The 20,281-nt window shown below is 63.8% G+C and carries 13 protein-coding genes; 7 read left to right on the top strand and 6 right to left on the bottom strand.

Annotated elements, in window-relative coordinates:
- The first annotated feature begins 424 nt into the window (after positions 1-424).
- Entirely contained in the window at positions 425-3,199 is a 2,775-nt protein-coding gene (locus tag AC3EA7_RS18190) for a coiled-coil domain-containing protein (protein WP_488615490.1), read from the top strand.
- A gap of 87 nt (positions 3,200-3,286) precedes the next feature.
- Here AC3EA7_RS18190 and AC3EA7_RS18185 read toward each other — a convergent pair whose 3' ends face one another.
- The 4 genes from AC3EA7_RS18185 to AC3EA7_RS18170 all read right to left on the bottom strand — a co-directional run bounded on the left by AC3EA7_RS18185 (position 3,287) and on the right by AC3EA7_RS18170 (position 13,828).
- Positions 3,287-3,517: a hypothetical protein gene (locus AC3EA7_RS18185; protein ID WP_488615489.1), complete on the bottom strand. Its 231-nt coding sequence runs from the start codon at positions 3,515-3,517 to the stop codon at positions 3,287-3,289.
- Between the two features lie 262 nt (positions 3,518-3,779).
- Positions 3,780-3,998: a hypothetical protein gene (locus AC3EA7_RS18180; RefSeq protein ID WP_488615488.1), complete on the bottom strand. Its 219-nt coding sequence runs from the start codon at positions 3,996-3,998 to the stop codon at positions 3,780-3,782.
- 153 nt (positions 3,999-4,151) lie between these two features.
- Positions 4,152-10,742, bottom strand: coding sequence for an Ig-like domain-containing protein (locus AC3EA7_RS18175; protein ID WP_488615487.1), 6,591 nt, complete (start codon positions 10,740-10,742; stop codon positions 4,152-4,154).
- 527 nt (positions 10,743-11,269) lie between these two features.
- Complete coding sequence (locus AC3EA7_RS18170; protein WP_488615486.1) at positions 11,270-13,828, bottom strand: PBP1A family penicillin-binding protein; 2,559 nt, start codon at positions 13,826-13,828, stop codon at positions 11,270-11,272.
- Positions 13,829-14,005: 177 nt separating this feature from the next.
- Here AC3EA7_RS18170 and AC3EA7_RS18165 point away from each other — a divergent pair, with 177 nt between their 5' ends.
- Positions 14,006-14,803, top strand: a complete 798-nt coding sequence (locus tag AC3EA7_RS18165) for a metallophosphoesterase (protein WP_488615485.1) — start codon at positions 14,006-14,008, stop codon at positions 14,801-14,803.
- A gap of 378 nt (positions 14,804-15,181) precedes the next feature.
- Here AC3EA7_RS18165 and AC3EA7_RS18160 read toward each other — a convergent pair whose 3' ends face one another.
- Entirely contained in the window at positions 15,182-15,985 is an 804-nt protein-coding gene (locus tag AC3EA7_RS18160) for a DUF4058 family protein (protein ID WP_488615484.1), read from the bottom strand.
- A gap of 59 nt (positions 15,986-16,044) precedes the next feature.
- On the opposite strand from AC3EA7_RS18160, the gene AC3EA7_RS18155 reads away from it, so the two are divergent.
- From AC3EA7_RS18155 to AC3EA7_RS18145, 3 genes are read left to right on the top strand one after another with little or no spacing between them, the layout of a single operon-like run.
- Complete coding sequence (locus AC3EA7_RS18155; RefSeq protein ID WP_488615483.1) at positions 16,045-16,311, top strand: YkgJ family cysteine cluster protein; 267 nt, start codon at positions 16,045-16,047, stop codon at positions 16,309-16,311.
- A 15-nt stretch (positions 16,312-16,326) separates the two neighbouring features.
- Positions 16,327-16,758 carry a tetratricopeptide repeat protein gene (locus tag AC3EA7_RS18150; protein ID WP_488615482.1) on the top strand — a complete coding sequence of 144 codons (432 nt, stop codon included), beginning with the start codon at positions 16,327-16,329 and terminating at the stop codon, positions 16,756-16,758.
- Position 16,759: 1 nt separating this feature from the next.
- The gene (locus AC3EA7_RS18145) at positions 16,760-17,962 is read left to right on the top strand and encodes an MFS transporter (protein ID WP_488615481.1); all 1,203 of its coding nucleotides are present in this window, start codon (positions 16,760-16,762) and stop codon (positions 17,960-17,962) included.
- A 135-nt stretch (positions 17,963-18,097) separates the two neighbouring features.
- Here AC3EA7_RS18145 and AC3EA7_RS18140 read toward each other — a convergent pair whose 3' ends face one another.
- Positions 18,098-18,391 carry a cupredoxin domain-containing protein gene (locus tag AC3EA7_RS18140; protein WP_488615480.1) on the bottom strand — a complete coding sequence of 98 codons (294 nt, stop codon included), beginning with the start codon at positions 18,389-18,391 and terminating at the stop codon, positions 18,098-18,100.
- Between the two features lie 261 nt (positions 18,392-18,652).
- Between AC3EA7_RS18140 and AC3EA7_RS18135 the strand changes: the two genes are divergently transcribed.
- Both AC3EA7_RS18135 and AC3EA7_RS18130 read left to right on the top strand, forming a co-directional pair.
- A complete protein-coding gene (locus tag AC3EA7_RS18135) occupies positions 18,653-19,039 on the top strand; it encodes a VOC family protein (RefSeq protein ID WP_488615479.1) in 387 nt (128 codons plus the stop codon).
- A 41-nt stretch (positions 19,040-19,080) separates the two neighbouring features.
- The gene (locus tag AC3EA7_RS18130) at positions 19,081-20,244 is read left to right on the top strand and encodes a Gfo/Idh/MocA family protein (protein WP_488615478.1); all 1,164 of its coding nucleotides are present in this window, start codon (positions 19,081-19,083) and stop codon (positions 20,242-20,244) included.
- The last annotated feature ends 37 nt before the right edge of the window (positions 20,245-20,281 follow it).

Raw genomic sequence — 20,281 nt, 5'->3', positions numbered from 1 at the left:
AGTATATCAGATGACCGCCGCCTGTACCAGACTGCGCAGTGAAGGGTGTCTGACAGGCGCTGACCGGCACCCACGCCCGCCACCCGCTGACCGGCAAACCCGCCGTGCTTGGGCGTCACCCTCGCATTCCGCCAGCACCGCCCAGGTGACGGTCATCTGCGCCCGCCAGCACCCCAGGCGATGACCGTCACCCATGCCTGACAACGCGCTGACTGACAAACCCGCCGTGCTTGGGCGTCACCCTCGCATTCCGCCAGCACCCCAGGCGATGACCGTCACCCATGCCTGACAACGCGCTGACTGACAAACCCGCCGTGCTTGGGCGTCACCCTCGCATTCCGCCAGCACCGCCCAGGTGACGGTCATCTGCGCCCGCCAGCAACCCATGCTACAATGAAGGCATATCTGAGCAAAGGAGTCGCCCATGATACTCCTGATCCATGCGCGCAAGGCAGGCGCTCTGGCGCTGCTCGCGCTGCTGCTGGCAGTGCTAGTCGCCCCGGCGCTGGCGCAGTCGAACCTGACGATTGTGGACGAAACCGGCAATCTTGATGTGGCCACCGTGCAGCGCGCAGCGCAGCCGCTTGTCGACCGCGGCGCCCGCGTCGGCATCTTCCTGGTGCAGCAAGGCGGCGAGGACGACGCGCTGCGCCACTATCAGCGCGCCGGTCTCGCCAGTGGCGGCGCCATCAATGCCGACACGATCGCCATCTACGTCTCGTTCGACCCGCGCTACTCGGAGATTGCGTATGGAGACCGCTGGAATGCGGCGTTGCGCACGAACGATAATGGCGAGACGATTCGTCAAAATCAGTTGAACCCCGGTTTGGCGAGCGGCAATGCGACCCGCGGCGTCGTTGACGCGCTGACGGCAATTGAGCGTTCCATCGCCTCGCCGCCGGTTCCCGCAGGTGGAACGACCGTCAATATCGATCTGGTCCCGATCGTTGCCGGTGTCATCTTCCTGGTGCTGCTGGCAGTCGCCGGTCCAATGCTCTGGAGCGGCTTTCAGAAGCGCCGTGCAGCGGCGAAGTCGCTGGCAGCGGCGCGCGCCGCCACCGAGGAAGCGCGGCGCCTGGCAAGCTCCGCGATCGTCGATCTCAGCCAGGCGCTACGTAATGCTCAGGAAAAAGCCAAGTTCGACCGCGTCTCCTACGCGGAGCCGGACGTGCGGCAACTTGCATCGCTGCAGAGTGAGGTCGAGCAACAGTTCGCGCGCGTTCAGGAGCGGTTCGCCGAGGCGGAAAAAAGCCTTGCGCTGCGCAAAACGCCTGTGCAGGCGGATTATGAAGCCGCCACACAAATATATCGTCAGATGGCGCAGGAAGCGAACGTTGTGCGCGAGCGACTGGCGCAGATCGAAGCACGCCGCGCCGAACTCGACCGGATCGCGCAGGCAGCGCCTGGTGAGGTGGACAAAGCAAAAAAAGCGCTGGCTGACGTTGCCGCGCAACTCAGTGACCTCAGCGCCGATCTCCAGCCCGAAGCGGCGTTACGTCCCGCCGAGTCGCTGGTTGAACGCGCCGAACAGTTGCTGAAGGAGCGCCGCGCTGCCGACGCAATCGCGGCAGCCGGGGCAGCGTCAGCCGCAATCACGGCATTTGCCGGCGCGATTGCACGAATGCGAGATATTCAGGACGGGATTGCCGCCGGACGCGCTGCCGCCGAACGAGCAGCGAAACAGGGGTTCCGCGTCGATGCGGGTATGGCGTCGTTCAACACTGCCGAAGGGTTGTTGCGCCAGGCGGCAGCGGCGCTGCCGGTGGTCGGACCCGAAGGCGTTGCCACGTTGCTCGACCAGGCGGACAAAGCGCGGGAATTGGGGGTCATTCGCGGCGGCGGGTTGCCCGCGCGCTATCGCGCCAACCTCGAACGTCTCGACAACGTTCGGGCAGCGGGCGAAGCGCTTGCGGCGTTCATCGACGAAGGATGGCGCGTCTTCGACATTGTCGATGAGTTTGCCGAAAGCGCCTGGAGCGACATTCGCGGCAACGGCAGCGAAGCCGAGCGCGCCGCCGATGAAGCCCAGGAACTGTGGGAACGGGCGACCGAACGTAACTCGATGGAGCGGCAGGAGTTCATCGAAGCCAGCGCCGATCTCGATCAGGCAGAAGAGCGTATCGCGTATGCGCGCGCGCTTATTGAGGCGATCATCAAGCGCCTGAAAGACCTTGAGGCAGCGCGGAATGCAGCACGCGACGAAATCGCCGCTGCCGAGGCGGACATCATGCAGGGGCGCGCATTCATCGCCGCCAATGATCCCGATGTCGGCAAGGAACCGGAGAAACTGCTGGTGCGCGCCGAGTCGGCGCTGGCGCAGGCGCGCGCCGAAATGCAGCAGGAGCGCCCCGACTGGCTGCAGATCGTCCGCCTGGCGCACGGAGCCAATCATCTGGCGGATGAGGCGCTGCGTGGCGCGCGCTCCGAAGTCGAGGCGATGAACCGGTTGCGCGAACAACTGAAGCGTATGCAGCAGGTCGCCACAGCGGAAGTGCAGAAGATCGTGCAGTTCATGACCGTCCACCCGCGCGATCTGCCGGTCGGTGCGAAGGATAAGATCAACGGCTTGCAGATCAACCTCCAGGCCGCTTACGCCGCAGCGCAGAGCGCCGAACAAAAAGAAGAAACGGCGCGCTCCGACGCTCTGCGCGATGCCATCGAACGCTACACCGCGCTCGAGCAGCAGGCTTCCCAGATCTTCGAAGAAATCCAGAATCACTACCGGCACATCGAGGCGCTGCGGCGGCAGGTACGCACCGAAGCCGATCGCGCCAGGTCGGCGATCCTGCGCGCAGAGCAACTCTCGGCGCGCGCAGGAAATCTGGTGATGCGGAATGCAAGCGGCTTCGCACTGTTGCAGGAAGCGCGCGCCAGTTACAATCAAATTGGGGAGGTGTACAACGAAGCCGAGGCACAGCGTGCGTTGGAGCGGGCGCGCGACGCATACGACAAAGCCGAACGTGCATCGCGGATCTTCGAGGAGCAGATCGCAGCCGCTCAGGGCAGCCAGGATAGCCTGGGCGATTTTATCGGCGGCGTGCTGGTTGGCACCCTGCTGAACGATAGTCGCTCCGGTCGCAGCAGTTGGGGCGGAAGCGGCAGTCGCAGTTCGGGGAGCTGGAGCGGCGGCAGTCGCGGCGGCGGCGGTCGCAGCGGCGGCGGCTTCGGCGGCGGCGGTCGCAGCGGCGGCGGATGGTGAGCGATGACGTAAGGACCTGACTGCCCGACTGCCAGAGTGGACAGTTATTGCCTGGCAGTCAGGAGTGAGGAGCGCCACAGAGGTAAATTACGTGGAGGCGCTTTCGCCAGCATGCATTTCCCAGGGCATTGTCACAGATGAATGCCCATTAGTGCGTGGCTCACGCAGGACCAGGCGGGGACCGTAGGCAAGAAACAGACTGTGGTTGCGCTCAGGGCAGTCTGGCGTCGTGCAGCGCAGGCGGTCGCGTTCGGGAACCAGCGCGCTGCCGCATGTGGGACAGTAGTAAGCGTGATTTGAGTTGTCGTTCTGGGACATCGCATTTCTCCAAGATTTCATATAAGAAAGCGCCCGCCTCTCAAGGCGGGCGGCATATGCCCTGCATGGCGTTCTTTGCCAGTATTCCGCCATTTATTTTAACATCGTATGACGATTTTGTAAAGCAATGCTCGCACCTGCTCCACGTCTTGTTTTTCGCTGATCTTAACATACATGGGTAAGTTACAGAGCTGCAGCAACGCGGCATCTCCCTCCGCGACGCGCTGGTGCGCCGCACGCTGGAACTCGCCGGAGAGTGACGTCAGGGTGTTGTCTCCCAACTTCCTTCTTCCCAACCATACTCGATGCCATGCTGCCGCAACAGCGCCTGTAAGCGCTCATCGGATTCGATTAGTTCGGTGATCCGGCTGGCTGCTGCATTTAACACATCGCGCATAACCTCGTTCTTTGCCGCCAGACCGACGGGAACATCGAACAGGATGGTGAAGGTGTGGCGCGTGTAATCGTCGTTGGTGGTCATCGTAACTCCCTTGTGAAAGATGGCTGTCACTCTGGCGTGCTCATAGACGCCCACCAGGGGCGCCCCGACGACGGCGCTGCACCGGGGCGCCCCCAGCCCCCGAAGGGCGCCCGCCAGGGGCGCCCCGAACATTGGCAATCTCCGGGATCAGCCCTACGGCGCTGCCACGGTAAACGACGCGCCTGCGCTTCTGCCGAACTCTTCCGGCGCATACGTGCGGTATGCGGTCGCTGGCGGCGCAGCATACGTTCCAGGAACAGTCGCGCGCACCAGGTAGGTGTAGGTGTACGTTCCCTTCGGCAGGTCGGCGGCAAAGAGCGCCACACGCCCGGCGCGCACCTCGGTGTGCCCGAAATACCACCAGTATGGCATCTCTTCCCCTTCGATCTGCGGCGTCAATCGCGCATCGCGCGCCGCAGCCGTCGTGGTCTTCAGGCTCGTGTCAAGCGCCTCCAACCCGCCGGGCAGGAAGTCTTCCACCGTCAGGTAACGCACATTCGTGGGTACGCTCAACGTGATTCGCACCTGCACGATCTCGCCCTGCTGCGCCTGGGTAACCAACTGCCCCGTGGGGCTGAGGGTGTCGCTGGCGACGGCGATGTACTCGCGCAGCACGCCGAATCCCCGGTCGAGCGCCTGGGCATTGGCGGCATCTTCACGGTAGCGCAGCCGCAGCGCATAGTACAACCGCCCCCTGCCGCTCTGATCGGCGGCTGCCTGCCGCTGCAACAGCACCTGGCTCCCTTCGGGCTTCAGGTCGGTTCCTGCAATGATCACCCGGTCAGTTTCCCGCAAGGTCGCCGGTGAGACCACCGCCTCGCGGATGGTGCGTCCGTCGAGTGCGACCCGGTAGCGGTAATCGGCTTGCAGATCGCCGGTCTGCGCCGCATACTCCGCCAGCGCAAGCACGGCGCCGGCGGAGTCGTAAGCTGTGCGCCACATGTCACGCTCACGCTCGCCCATCAACCAGCGCACCGCATTGGGGATCAGGAAGTTCTGCGGATCAGATCGCAAAAGAGCCCGCACTGCCAGGCCGGTGGCCGTTACGTCGGTGTCGAGCAACCAGGGTGACATCCCGCCCACATCCCAGTGTGCGTCGGACGCGGTCAGCACGGCGCTGCCCATCAGTTCAGCAACCAGCGTTCGGACGCGACTCTCTTCGCTGCCGGTCGCCTGAAGGGTCAGGAGCAGGTACGCCTTCCCTGCGGCATTCAGTTTGCTACGCTCGTTGTACAGATTGACCGCCCGTCCACGATCTGGCTTGCCCGCCTCCCCGATAACGAACAGCACATAGGCGCGGGTATTCGGATCACTCAGGCGCGAACGGGGTGATGGCGGCTCATCAAGCGCTTCGGTCAGGAAGACGATCGCGCGGTCCAGCATCACCTGATCGACGGTGAAACCGGCGCGCTGCGCTTCGACCAGACCCTGAACCACGTAGGCAGTCAGATAGGGATCACTCTCGATGCCGCCCCACCATCCCCAACCGCCATCGAGCCGCTGCAACGCCGACAGGCGTTGCACGCCGTTCGTCAGGCTGCGCTCCAGGGTTGCCCGCAACTGCGGGTCGTCGAAACCGGCCTGCTGGAGCAGGCGATAGGCGGCGGCAGCCGGCATGAAACTGCTAACTGTCGCTTCACTGCTGAAGTATGGCGCCTGCGTCAATCGCTCGACACCCTGCGCAATGCCTGCCACCAGCGACGGAGTCAAATCGAGTTCGACGCGCGCATCGGCTGTCGTCTTTTCCGGCGGAAGTTTGACCGTCTCCACCACCTCGTCGATCACCTGCCCGGCACTCGCGGTCGCCTCTGCGGTTGTCAGGAAACGCAGCGGGACGCGCGCCTCGACCGCGTCGCTAAAACCGCCGCCGTTTGCGCGCAATGTCAGGATCACTTCATCGGCGTCGCCAGGCGGCAGATTGACGGTCGCCTGCCAGCGCACCAGGGTTGTGCCATTCGCCGGAACGTTGACCCGCTGCTCAACCGCGCCGTCGATGGTCAACGCCGGGTTGGGCGTCACCTGCACTGTCGCCTCAATTGCCGTATTCGTCGTATTCTGCACTACCGCCTGGAGCACCGGACGGTCGCCGACCGTCAGGGCGCGCGGCAGCGTCGGACGCAGCAGCAGCGGCTTACTGGCAACGATGTCAATCGTTTGCTCGCCAACCAGCGTATCGGCGGTGATGGCACGCGCCGTCAGGCGCCAGGTCGTCAGGTTGTCCGGCAGGGTCACGCTGAACTGCGCTATGCCGTCATCGCCAGTGACAAGCGCCGGATTCCAGAACGCGGTGTCGGGGAAGTCGCGTCGTATGTCCAGCGGCGCTTCGAGACCGCCTCCGCCTCCCTTGTCGCCTGGCTGCAAGCGCAGCGTCACCCGATCAACAAGCGCCGTCAACGGATTGGAGGTGAACACCCCCAGCGCGCGCTGGTCGTAGAATGCCTGGCGCAACGATGGATTCGGGTCGTCCGCCAGGGTCAACACCGCCTTATCAACCAGCGCCAGCGAGACTTCGGCGCGCACGCCCTTGCCAGTATAGTCAGTCGCTTTGATCGTGTAGGTCACAGTGTCGCGTGGTCCGACTTGCGTTTTGTCGGGGGTGAGGGCAATCGTCAGTTCCTGGCGCTCGGTCGAGACCGGCAGTTTCACAATGCCGACGCGCAGATCGGGCGCGGCGGGCGCGTCGGAGGTGCTGCCGTTACCCGGGGCTTTGATCAGCGTGAGCGAAGCGTACACATTCGGCGCATACTCGTCGCGGATGGGAACCTGGAGCACGCCGGTGGTTCCCTGGAGCGTGAAGGTGCGATGTTCGAGCACACTGCCGCGCTCAATGGTAAGCAGCGCGGTCATATCGGGGTACGGCGCCGTCACCAGAATAGTCGCTGTATCGCCCGGCTTGTAGAGACGCTTGTCGGCGATCAGATCGACACGGTTGCTGTCATCGATCCCCCAGAAGACGTCACCACCCGCCGCCCACGTATAGGCGCTCGTCTGCACCGCGCGCCCGGCATCGTCCTTTCCGGTTGCAACAATGCGGTACGATCCGCCCTGCGGCGGCGTGAACTGCACCTGCCCGCGCCCCTGCCCATCCGTCGTTGCAGGGCGTGTCTCGACCAGCGTATCGGTATAGGCGGATGTCCAGTAAAAGCGTCCATCGGCGCTCTGTTCGCGCACACTGTACCACTCGCGCCGGTAAAACTCCACTGCGAGGGTGCGATTCGGCGCCGGATCACCCTGCGGTGTCAGGGTGACGATCGAGACCTGCTGCGGCTGCCCGACACTCGCAACATACCCCTCCGGGCGCAGACCGATGTAGAACGCCCCGCCGTGGACGGTGATCGTCGACTGTGAGGCGATCACCTGTCCATCGACGTCGGTCACCTCGACATCGATGGTCAACACCTGGCTGCCGGTGCGCAGACCGCCGCCCGCCGGCGGACGGTCATACGTCGATGCTGGCAGAGACAGCGTGAAGCGTCCCTGCGCATCGGTCGCGCCTTCACCCTCGGCGATCAAGTCGCCAAAGATGAAATCCTGGCGGAACATGTACCATGCGTAGGCGTCATCAACATCAACAAAACTGAAGTTCGGCGCGCTGTCGCTGGAAAAATAGAATGGTTGCGACAGAATGCGCCAGCGCACCGGCGCATTCGACGGCGCGCCGCCGGCGAAGTACGCCGCCTGCACAGCGACATTCAGTGGATCGCCGCGCAATAGGTCAGGAGTGGACGGCGTGACGCTCACTTCAAACGCGGGCACGCGATACTCCGCCACCAGGAAACTTCCGAACACAACGGGTGCGCTGTTGTCGAACCCTTGCGGACCGCCAAGCCGCGCAATCAGCGAGTAGGAACCAAGCGGCGCGCCCTGCGCCAGCGGCAGATCAAGTGCGAATGTGCCGAATGGACTGAAGGTCAACGTTGTCGAAATGATCGTAGTCCCTTCTGGATCGCTCACTTCCACATACGCGCGATCCCCGGCGCCGGGGAGCACATACCGTTCCGCCTGTCCCGGTCCTGCGCTTACGGCGATGCCGCGCAACGCGCCGCGCACATGCACCGTTTGCCCTGGACGGTAGATTGGCTTGTCGGTGAAAACGCTGCCAGCGAATGTGCGCGAGCCATAATCTGCCATCAGCCCAAAACTCCAGGGACTGATGCCACTCTCCCAATCGCTGGTTGTGAAGGTGACTGTTCTACCACCCTCCGACGCCCAGAGAAAGAGCGTCTCAAACTGCCGTCCATCGAACGGCGCCGCCAGCACGCCATCCGCACCGGTGCGTCCAAGGTTGACCAGATTACCAAGCGATCGGCTTTCGTACCGATACGCCGTAGCGCTCACTGCCAGGTTGGGAACCGGTTGTCCGGTGGTCAGATCGATCGCCCAGACGAACAGGCGATCCGCGCTGCGTTTGACCGTCAGCGCATATGGGCTGACTACCATCACCTGGCGGTCCACCAGCCTGCCGAATGCGCGCAACTCCAGGTAATAGACGCCCGGATCGAGCGTTCCCACCTCCATAGTCCCGACGCGCCCACGGTTCCGGTCTCCGCCGAGCGGCTGCGTTCCCTGACTGACCAGATCGCCCGCATCTGGCAAGAACGACACCCAATCCTCATAACTGGACATCAGAACGGCTGCGGTTTCCGGCGTCAATCGCGTAATGCGCCAGTCCACGTTGGGAACATTCACCCACTGGAGCGGCACGCGCACATTACCGACGACGCGGTAGAAACCGGCGCGATAGGCGCCGATCAGACCGACGGACGGTTCGCGCGGACCGGTGCGGAAGGTCGCCGTCGCATCCTGACCGAGGGCAACGCCGTAAAGGTCGCGTGCAGCGGCGCCGACCGTTATACGATACTCAGTTTCGGGTTCTGGCTGGAAATAGACGTAAAAATCCGTGTCGTAGGAAGACGTGAAAACGTCCGTCGGTTGTGGCTCGATCACCAGCGCGCGGGCAACCGTATCCCAGTCCATCGGCGTACTGAAGATCAGGCGGAAGCCGCCAGACTCGGGAGAGACGGTCGCACCCGGCGCCGGATCGGTCGTCACGAGCGCTGGCAGCGGCGCCACCCGAAAGGAACTGTTGAACGGCTGTTCCAGCACGCCGTTGCCACGCGCCGATCGCGCGCCGGCGTCCACGGTCACGACACAGGTGAGGCCGCGTTCCAGCGGCGTATCAGGGCGAAAGATCGCGTCGGTTCCGCTGACGGTAAGCGTACCGGCGATCGGCGCGCCATTGTCGGCGCGTGTGACGCGCAGCGCGCTGCGCAGTGATGCCAGGTCCATCGCCTGGTTGAACGTCACCGTCACCGGCGTGGTCGGCGCAGCAAACACCGACGCCGGTTGAACATCATTCACTGCCGGGTCGATTGTTCGGAACGACCAGACGTACTCGTTGCGCAGCACACCGCCGGTCTGATCGGTCAGACCCGCCGCCACTCGCACCCGATACTCCGTCGCCGAGTCAAGCGGCGCCGTTGGCGAAATCACGAAGGTGGACGTATCGATCCAGCGCGCCACGCCCTGCACCGGCGGGTCAATCGTCGCCGCCACGGGCAACCCGCCGGTCGCAGCGACATCGACCACCGGCACGACCGGATGGTTGAAGCGCACGCTGATCCGTGGAATATCGACCGGCACATCGCGCGTACCGCCAACGGGTTCCACCTGTTGCACTTCCAGGTCGCCAATGACGACAAACGCCCACTCGAACGGTTTGGTATTGAGGATGGCGCCACTGCGCGCGCTGACACCCGGTTCGAGCATCGCCCGGTAACGCACGCCGCGCTGGAGCGGCGCGGCGGGCTTGAAGCGAACGCCGCCTTCGAATGTTTCCACCGTTCCCGCAACTGCCACGCCGTTGGCGTCGAGCAGGCGGAAACTTGCGCTTGCCGAGGCGGGATCAACATCGCGATGGAGGCGAACTTCGATTGGGCGATCCGCTGCGACATCGGTTTCGCCATCGAACGGGCGCGTATCGGCGAGAAGCTGCGCCGCGGTTGTAAAACTCCAGATGACCGGTTGTTCCATCCGCGCCGCGCCGTCGGGCGTCAGATCGGGACGCACCGTAACGCGATAGGTGGTTGCCAGGCGCAACCCGCCCTCCGGCGAGAAGCCGAAGCGCGTCGGCGAAAGCCAGCGCCCGACACCGACGATCGGGGTTGGATCGCCGCCCGCAGTCAGCACGAGCGGTTGCGGCAACTCATCGGCGCGACGCGGATCGTCTGCTGCTGCCGCGACCGCCTCAGCACTCACCACCGGCGCATTGAACTCGACCATGATGAACATTTCGAGCGGAATATCGGCGCTGCCATCGGCGGGGGAAACCTCGCGCACGGCGATGTACGGCGCGGTGCGGAAGCGGACGGACTGGACGCTCTCGGTCGCGCGCCCAAGCGCATTGCGCACACCGGCGCCGATGGTCAGCGTATACTCCGCGCCGTACTGCAACCCGCCGACCGGCTGCACCAGCGCAACATTCCTCTGCACATCAACAGTTATGTCAACAGAAGGCTCGATTTTCAGCGCTGCGACGAGAGAATCCTTCTGCACCGACTGGCTGAACTCGATGCGCAGCGGCGCCTGCGGGTTGACCATCTCCGCCCCGTCCGGCGGGTCGATGCGCACGATCTGCGGCGCGCTCAGGAGGAGCGGACCGGCAAGCACAGCGACGATGATCAGGATCAGTCCGGCGCCTGCCGCGATGATCGCGCGCAGCGGGAATTGTGGAGTTTGTTTCATGGGTTATTTCCCTTGCGTCGTTAGCGGATAAGTGAGTGCAAGCGAATAAGCGAATACGTCAGCGAATGTGCCAGGGTGTACCTTTCGATCGCTGTCCTAAAACCACAGAGACACAGAGGGCGCAGAGAGAACCGTCTTCGCACCTTCAACCTTCGCACCTGCAACCCGCCTGCGTTCGATGGCGCAGACCTTTGAGGTCGGTTCGGATGCCCGGCGCTGCTACGGTTCGTTCTGCAGGAGCGATGCTCTGGAGAACGCCAGAGTCATGCCGGAGACCTCAAAGGTCGCGCTTTCGTTCAACGTGCAACGCGCCCACTGGCGCATCGCCAGGCGCCTGGGCGCGCCACTGGCGCGCCCCTACCGGTAACTACCCCCGCTGACCAGGCGCGCCACCGGCGCGCCCCTACCAGCACCTCCACCCTACGACCAACGCCCCTATCGGCGCGCCACCGGCGCGCCCCTACCGGCAACCGCCCCGCGGTCAACGTGCCACAATTGGAGACGTTGCGGTGCAACGTCTCTCCTGTTTACGGCGCGCTGCGGACCTCGAATTCCACTACCGGGCTGCGCACGATCCGTCCGCCGGCATCGCGCCCTTCGGCCCATACCTGATGCGTGCCTGGCCGCAATTGCCAGAATGCGCGTTGCGACGCTGCAACCGGCGCCCCGTTGACGAAGACCGTCACCTGTTCGACATCCATGGTTGCCCCTGCGATAATGGCAATGCGTTGATGTTCGACCGGCACGCCTGGACTCAAGGCAAAGACTGCGCCATGCGCCGGGGAGGTGATCAGGAGGGGAACAGACCACCGGAAAGGTGGAGCGACTACGTTTCCGGTCGTGCTGCTGGCCGGCGTTTGGGAATTGCGCTGCTCCTCAGCGACTTCCGGCAACGGCGAACACACGGCGCGCGGCGGGCGCGGCACGCCAGCGTTCGCTGCCCAAGGCCCGGCTTCCGGCGGCAGCAGGCGATAGATGCGTAGCATCGTGCGCGTCTGCGGGTACCCGTCCGGCGCACGGCATTCGCGTACCGGATCGATGCGCACCATCACGTGCGTGTCGTCGGGGCGCTGCGGCACAGTATCGGCAGTGAACCGTTCGAGCCGGGTCGCCGGACAGACCGGTGACGGCAGCATGCCCCCTTCGGCGCAGATGGTCACCTCGACAATCCCCGGCGGGCGATCAAACGACCGTGGCGGCAACCCTTCGTGCGCCGACTGCATCACCTGACGCCAGACCGGCGCGGCGCCGGTGACGCCGCTGATCGCTTCCATCCTCCGCCCGTCGGCATTCCCGATCCACACCCCAACCACGCGGTCCGGCGTGTACCCAATCGTCCAGTTATCGCGCCAGTCGGTTGTGGTGCCGGTTTTGACGGCGGCAGGGCGATCAATGTCGAGTGCGCCGCCAAACGCACGCATACGCGCATGTCCATCACTCAGCATATCGCTGATCAGATAGGCGATCTGCGGATCGAGGACAGGCGACGGCGCTTCTCGCGTTAGCGGCATCACGGACTCGGACGATGAAGCGCCACTGATGTCCCGAATGGCATACGGGGTCACCCGCATGCCGCCATTTGCAAAAGCCGCATACGCCCCGGTCAGTTCCAGCAACGTCACCTCGCCGCCGCCAAGGGTCAGCGCCAGCCCAAAGCGCCCCGGATTATCGCCAAACGACGTAATCCCCAGGCGCGACGCCATCTCCAGCAACGCCGGGATGCCGATGAAGTCGAGGGTGCGCACGGCAGCGACATTCGAGGAGGTGGCGAGCGCCTCACGCAGGGAAAGAGGACCGTGAAAGGCGCGGTCATAGTTCTGGGGCGCGTAGACACGACCATCCGCATCGGTAAACGCAGTCGGCACATCGAGAATCGTCGTTGCCGGCGTCCACCCACGTTCAAGCGCCGCCGCGTAGGTGAGCGGCTTGATCGCCGATCCGGGCTGACGCAGCGCCAGCGCAGCATTGACCTGACCCTGAATGGCGTCGTTGGTGAAATCCGGGCTGCCGACCATCGCCAGGATCGCGCCGTCACGCGGGTCGAGCACGACTACCGCGCCATTTCGAGCGCGGCGATCGGGGCTGCCGTCATAAGGATTGGCGAGCGCGGCGATCTGACGGCGCAGCGCACGTTCCGCCGCTTCCTGCAATCCCAGGTCGAGAGTGGTGGTGATCGTCAGTCCGCCACGCGTCACTGCATCGGGACCAAGTTCCGCCGCCAGTTGTTCCAGCACGAAGAAGACGAAATGCGGCGCACGCGGCAGGCATCCCGGCGTGCCGCAGTTACTGCGGAACTGCAATGGCTCGCCGGCGGCGCTTTCCGCCTCGGCTGGCGTAATAAAACCGGCGCGCACCATCGCTGCCAGCACATCGCGCTGACGGGCGCGCGCCGCATCGGGGTTGACGAATGGGTCGTAGCGCGACGGCGCCTGCGGCAGACCGGCGATCAGCGCGGCTTCCGCAAGATCGAGGTCACGCGCTGGTTTGCCGAAGAACCGCTGCGCCGCCGCCTCGACGCCGTAACTCATCGCGCCATAATAGGTCTGATTGAGGTACAATTCCAGAATTTCGTCCTTGGAAAGCGCCGCAGTCAGTTTGAGCGCCAGCGCAATCTCGCGCGCCTTGCGCTCCAGGCTGCGCTCCTGCGCCAGCGACGGGTCAATCAAAAACGAACGCGCAAGTTGCTGGGTGATCGTAGAGCCGCCGGCGACAATCCGACCCTGCTGAAGGTTGAGCCAGATCGCCCGCGCAATGCCGCGAAGATCGATGCCGGGATTATCGTAGAAACCGGCGTCCTCGACGGCAATCGTCGCCTGGATCAGCGCAGGCGACATCTGGCTCAAAGGAATAGAGCGACGCTGCGCGCCAAACGGATCAGGGGCGCTGTAGAGCAGACGACCGTTGCGATCCAACACCAGGGTGGCGCCGAGACCGGCGCGCGCGCGCAGTTGCTCAGGAGAAGGCAGATCGGTCGAAACCCACAACCAGACGCATAGCAACGCCAGTGCGGCGGCGCCGACGACTGCGACGCGGACCGGTATGCGGAGGAGACGACCTAATTGCCTGCGATAGGAACGCTGCGCCACACCTTTGCCTTTCCCGCGCTGCCTGGTGATTCGCTTGGATCATAGCACATTGGCTGCAAGCATGGAATGAGCAATGGATGACATGCGATTAATCGGCAGAAATGAGGTCTTGTCACACTGCGGCATGCGCAGTATTATTGATCACACACTTATTATCTGGACAAGGACGTTCAGACAATGCGCATTATTGTAACAGCCGATCTCCACTACCGCCCGGCACAACGCGACGCTTACCTGGCATTCGCCGAATGGGTGCGACAGCGCAATCCCGACTGCTTCATCATTGCCGGCGACATCGGGCATCCGCTCCGCCTTTTTCAACGCGGGCTGCAACTCTTCCGCGACCTGCCCTGCCCGCGCGCCGTGATCGCCGGAAACCACGATGTCTACCGCAGCGACCACGATAGTCGCACGCTCTGGGAAGCCTGTCTGCCGCGCATTGCGCGTGAGGAAGGGTTCATCTGGCTCGAAAACGATGTGCTGACGCTGGAAAATATTGGCATCTGCGGCACCATGGCGTGGTACGACTACTCATCGCGTGCGCCGCACCTCGCGTTTGGCGATCACGAGTATCGCATCCTCAAGGGAAGCGTCAACCACGACGCTGATTATGTCGATTGGCCCTGGAGCGACCGCGCCATGGCGCGCTACCTGGCGAAGGGGTTCGCCAGCCGCATGGAAACGCTGATCGGTAATCCAGGCGTCTCGCAGATCCTGGTTGTGACCCATGTGCCGATCATCGAGGCGGCGGTGCCGCGCCATCCCGAAAGCGACTTCTGGAGCCTGATGAGCGCTTACCTGGGGAATCTCACGCTGGGGAAGTTTGTGCTCGACCAGCCCAAGGTGAGCCATATCGTCAGCGGGCACCTGCACCGCGCCGGGCGCTGGACGATTGCGGGACGGTATGGCGCAGTCGAGTGCCATGTGGTCGGCAGCCGCCCTGGAGAACCGACGGCGGTCGAGTTGAATTTTTAGGGACGCTGCGGGCTGATGAACTTTGAATAATTATTCCGCTATCCGCCTACCCGCCCGGCGACTAAAGTCGCGGGCTAAGGGAAGCGAAGCCCGCCTGCGCGGGCTGGACGTGGCGATACCGGATTATTTTCTCAAAAACCATAAGCCCTTGCTGAGGCCGTGAAAGCCCCTCCGGGGCTTCCATGTCCTGAGCGAGAGCTTTACCGCAGCTCACGCAACCCGGCGGCGCAGGTCGACCGGAATTCATTTCCTGACGTTCGTGTGTCCACGAAGGCATTGCCAGCATCGCTCGAAAAGGTTGAGTCAAAGACGTCGGGGCGCCAAGCCTCGTAATGACACAGTACGCTTTCTTTTGCGTCTTCGCGCCTTTGCGTCAGCTTAAGCCCTCTCCACGTCCCTCTGCTGCCGCATCTCCATCCAGCGCCGCACCCGTTCGCGCACCCAGACGGCATCGGCAGGCGGCAGCGGCGGCGGCGGCACAGGGCGCGCGTAATCCACCGAGTCGGCATAGTGCGCGCGGGCATACGCCGTCTCGAACACCTGCTGCAGGTTGAGCGTCACCACCCCGAAATCCTCCGTCGTCGGCACCACAATGGTCGGCAGCGGGTCGCGCAGGTCGATGAACCAGGCTTCATAGCGATAATCCGTGGCGCGTTTGAGCAGCACGCAGTAATCGCTCCTTCCCGCCGTCGCCTCGAACCGCTCCCCGGCGCGCAGCAGGTCGATCTCGATCCAGTGGGTGCGCGACTCGAACACCACCGACCGCTTGCGCGCAAAGGCGACGGCGCTCGGCGTGCCCGGCGTCTTGTTGGCGGGCGACAGCAGTTCGATGATCGTCACCACGCGACGGGTGCGCGCGTCGCGGATTTCGATGAAGCGTTCGCGCAGTTCCGGTTCCGGCAGCGGCTCAATCAGCGTCGGCGCGGTATAATTGGCGTCGAGCGGCGCAGTGACGCCGGGGCGCGCCGGGGTGACGACCGCCAGGCCGGGAACTATTGCGCCGATGCGGGTCGGGCTGTCCTCTTCCGCCACAATCAGGCGCTGCTCGACGGCGACGACGAAGCGCGGACTCAGGATGTCCGCCAGCACACTGCGCATACCGCTGATCAATTCGGTATGCACATCGGGCCACAGATCGGGCGCTTCGAGGAACGGGTCCATGCCGGGGAAGGGGGAGCGCATCGCAGCACCTCGCCTGATGTACAATGGTGTGGTTTCAGTGTAGCACGCAGGAGCGCAGCATGCAATCTATCGATTGCCGGGTGGGATGTGGGGCGTGTTGCATTGCACCATCGATCTCGTCGCCTATTCCGCGAATGCCGCACGGCAAACCGGCAGGTGTGCGATGCATCCAGTTGAGCGCCGACAATCGCTGCATGCTGTTCGGGCGCCCTGAACGACCGGCAGTATGCGCTTCCTTGCAGCCAAGCGTGGAGATGTGCGGCACAACGAACGAGGAAGCGTTTATCATATTGACTGCTCTGGAGCGCCTGACATCGCCAGAGTGATGGAGGGAGTCATCGATGCACAACGTTCCTGAACCGAAGACCGCTGCATGGCGCCGCTGGCTGGCGCACCTGTGGTATGTGTGGGGCAATAGCCTGACGTATTGGGGGCTGCGCACCACCGATGTCGGTTTCTTTCGGGCGGCGGAAGGGGCGTACAGTCGCGCGATTGCGCTCTGGCCCACATTCAGCGGCGCCTATTTCCAGCGCGGCATCATCCGTGAACGCGAACTCAATCAGCGCGCCGCCGGGTTGCGCGACCTGAGCCAGGCGATTGTACTGTCGCCGGAATGGCCCGAACCCTACCTCCGTCGCGGTCTCATCCGGCGGTTCCACGGCAACCCCCATGATGCCATCGCCGACCTCGAACGCTACCTTGAGTTGACCGGCGACTCCTCCTGGCGCGACGAGGCAGAGCGACAGATTGCCGCGCTGCGGGCGGAATGCTGATATGCCGGACGAAACACCGTGCAGCATCGCTTCGCCTGCCGCGCACACCCGCATTGTCGACCTGACGACAGCGCACCTGGCGATTGTCACTGGCGGTCGCCTGGCGTTGGTGGCGGCGTTCCGCATCATCTATCCGCTGCAACCGTTCCTGACCGATGAGTTGAACGTGGACCTGCGCACCGTCAGCGCATTGATTACGGTGCAACTGGCAGCGTCGATGCTCAGCCCGCTGGGCGGAGCGATGGCGGATACACGCGGCGAGCGTGCAACGATGAGCAGCGGTCTGGCGATCTTTGCGCTGGGAACGGCGTTGTGTGCGCTCTCGCCTTCGTTTGTTGCTTTCCTGATCGGCTATGCGCTGGTGGGGCTGGCGGTTGCGCTCTATCAACCTGCGGCGCAGGCGTACCTGGCGGCGCGCACCCCCTATGCGCGGCGGGGATGGGCGCTGGGCGTGTTCGAGACCTCGTGGGCGCTGGGGGCGCTGCTAGGAGTGGCGCCGCTTATGCAACTCGTTCAGACAACACAACGATCCGCCCCTGCCTTCTGGTCGCTGTCTCTTGCCGGTCTGGCGTCACTGGCGCTGGTGTGGGCACTGCTGCCGGACGGATCGAGCAATCTCCGCACAACGACGCGCCGGATCGACTGGCGGGCGCTACGCACACGAGAGGCGCTGCTGGCGCTGCTGTTCGTGGCATTGACCCTCTGTGCATACGACCTGATCCAGATCGTGTTGGCGCCCTGGCTGCGTCAGACGCTTGCGGTGAATGAGGCGCAACTGGGGCAACTGTTTGCGCTGGCAGGGATTGGCGAACTGATCGGCGCCCTGGGGGTCGCGCTCCTTGGAGACCGGCTCGGCATCCGGCGCACGACCGCTGCCGGATTTCTTCTGGCAGCGGCATGCGTTGCGGCGCTGCCGTTTGTCGGTCAGGAATGGTTATGGCTGCTGCCGGTGTATGTTCTGCTCTATCTGTCGTTTGAGTATGCGATTGTTGCGGCATTCCCGCTGGTATCTGCGGTGGCGCCGTCGGCGCGCGGCACCATGCTCGCGCTCAGCGCCGCTGCCATCGGCGCCGGGCGGGTCGTCGCTTCGCTGGTCGCCACGTCACTCTGGCTGACCTTCGGGATCGGCTGGACGGCAGCGGTCACTGCGGCGATCCTATGCGCGTCGCTCCTCTGCCTGCTGGTAGTGAAACCGAGGGAGTAACGAGAACTGAGAACCGAGAACCAGTGACCTCTCTCCTTGCTCTTGCCTCATCCCCTCGCCCCTCGCGCCTCATCCCCTCGCCCCTCGCGCCTCATCCCCTCGCCCCTCGCCCCTCGCGCCTCATCCCCTCCCGCCCTAGGAAAAAAACGCATCCGGCGGCAACGGCGCCACATCCGCCAGCCTGACGTGCAACGCCAGTTCTTCGCGGCGCACCTCAATCACGCGCCCCTGCAACCGGCGATCTCCCTTGCGCCAGCGCACCATGTCGCCGACACGCACATCGATATGTTCTGGGCGAATGTAGGCGCCCTCAAAATAGATGCTGAACCCATCGTCGCGCAACTCGTCGACCGGCAGGCTGGTATAACGCCGACCATACCCGCGCCGATCAACGTCCACGGTCAACAGACGACGCTCGGTCTGACTCACACGCATTTCCCCAAAAGCGGATCACCATTCGCGCTATTATAGCATCACCTTGACGCGCTTCTCAGGCTGCGGTATACTCGCTGGCGGTATCCGCGCCTGCAAAAGACATCGCCCGCCTGGCGGCTCCCGTTCACGAGCAATGGTCCTGTGTACGACAACGCAGTCGTGCAGTTGCGCATCCCTTCGCAGAGGCTGTACGCTGCGTATCGTATTCCGCGCCAGCCCCGAAAGATGCCGCTCTGCCCGCGATGAGGAGGGCTTATGACACGTCCACGAGTGCAGCACGTCAGCATCCCGCGTCCCCCCGGCAGCGATGAAGCCACCCGCGCCTTCTACGGCGGATTGCTTGGGCTGGAAGAGATTCCGGCGCCCTCGTCAATGATCCCTTTCAATGTTATTTGGTATCGTCTGGGTGATGCCGAACTTCATCTGTTCGCCGAGGAGCCGCATGCCGATCCATCTGGAAGACACGTTTGCATTGAGGTCGAGGATCTCGAAGCAACGCGCTCGCAATTGATCGCCGCAGGCTATACCCCTGAGGACACTGTCGCCATCCCCGGTCGTCCACGGTTCTTCTGCCGCGATCCGTTCGGCAATCGGATCGAGTTCACGACAATTATCGATGACTACCTGAAATATCAGGCATAACGCATACCAATCTGTTTCTGAAGCAGAAGGGGCACACGGTTATGTCAAACACAATTGGCGTCGGTCTGGTCGGCTACAAGTTCATGGGCAAAGCGCACTCGAACGGGTACCGCCAGGTTGCCGCATTCTTTCCCGATGTCGCGCTGCGCCCGGTGATGAAGGCGATCTGTGGGCGCGACGAGGCGGCGGTACGCGCTGCGGCGGCGCAGTTCGGCTGGGAAGGATACGAAACCGACTGGAAAAAACTGGTCGCGCGCGACGACATTCAGTTGATCGATGTCTCGACGCCGGGCGACACGCACGCCGCAATCAGCATCGCTGCCGCCGAAAACGGCAAGCACGTCTTCTGTGAAAAGCCGCTGGCGAACACCCTCGCCGAGGCGCGGCAGATGCTCGACGCCGTGCAGCGCAACCGGGTCGTCGGCATGGTCAACTTCAACTATCGCCGCGTCCCGGCGGTGCAACTCGCCAAATCGCTGATCGACTCCGGGCGCCTGGGAACGATCTACCACTGGCGCGCCGTTTACTTGCAGGACTGGATCATGGACCCGAATTTCCCGCTGGTCTGGCGGTTGCAGAAGGATGTCGCCGGCGCCGGCACGCTGGGCGATCTCGGCGCGCACATCATCGACCTGGCGCGCATGCTGGTCGGCGAAATCACCGAAGTGACCGGGTTGACCGAGACGTTCATCAAGCGCCGACCGACGCTCGCGGCGACGACCGGCGGGCTTGGAGCTGCGGCCGGAACGGAGATGGGAGAGGTGACCGTCGATGATGCAGCACTGTTCCTGGCACGCTTCGCCAGTGGCGCCGTCGGCACGTTCGAGGTGACGCGCTTCGCCAAGGGACGCGCGAACTACAACAGTTTCGAGATCAACGGCAGCAAGGGGAGCGTGCGCTTCAACCTCGAACGCATGAACGAACTCGAGGTGCTGCTCGACGACGACATGCTGGATGTCGCCGGGTTCCGCACTGTGCTGGTCACCAACGGCAATGCACACACGTACCTGAACGCCTGGTGGCCCGCCGGGCATATCATCGGATGGGAACATACCTTCACCCACGGCATATACGATTTGCTGAACGGCATCGCCGCCGGCGTCTCGCCCGCCCCGACCTTCGAGGACGGCTTGCGCTGCCAGGCGATCCTCGACGCCGTCGAACGATCCGCCGGAAGCAAGCAGTGGGTGGCGCCGGAGTATTAGAGGCGAGAGGCGAGAGGCGAGAGGCGAGAGGCGAGAG

The sequence above is a fragment of the Roseiflexus sp. genome, assembly GCF_057785375.1.
This window is presented reverse-complemented; position numbering and strand designations above follow the sequence as displayed.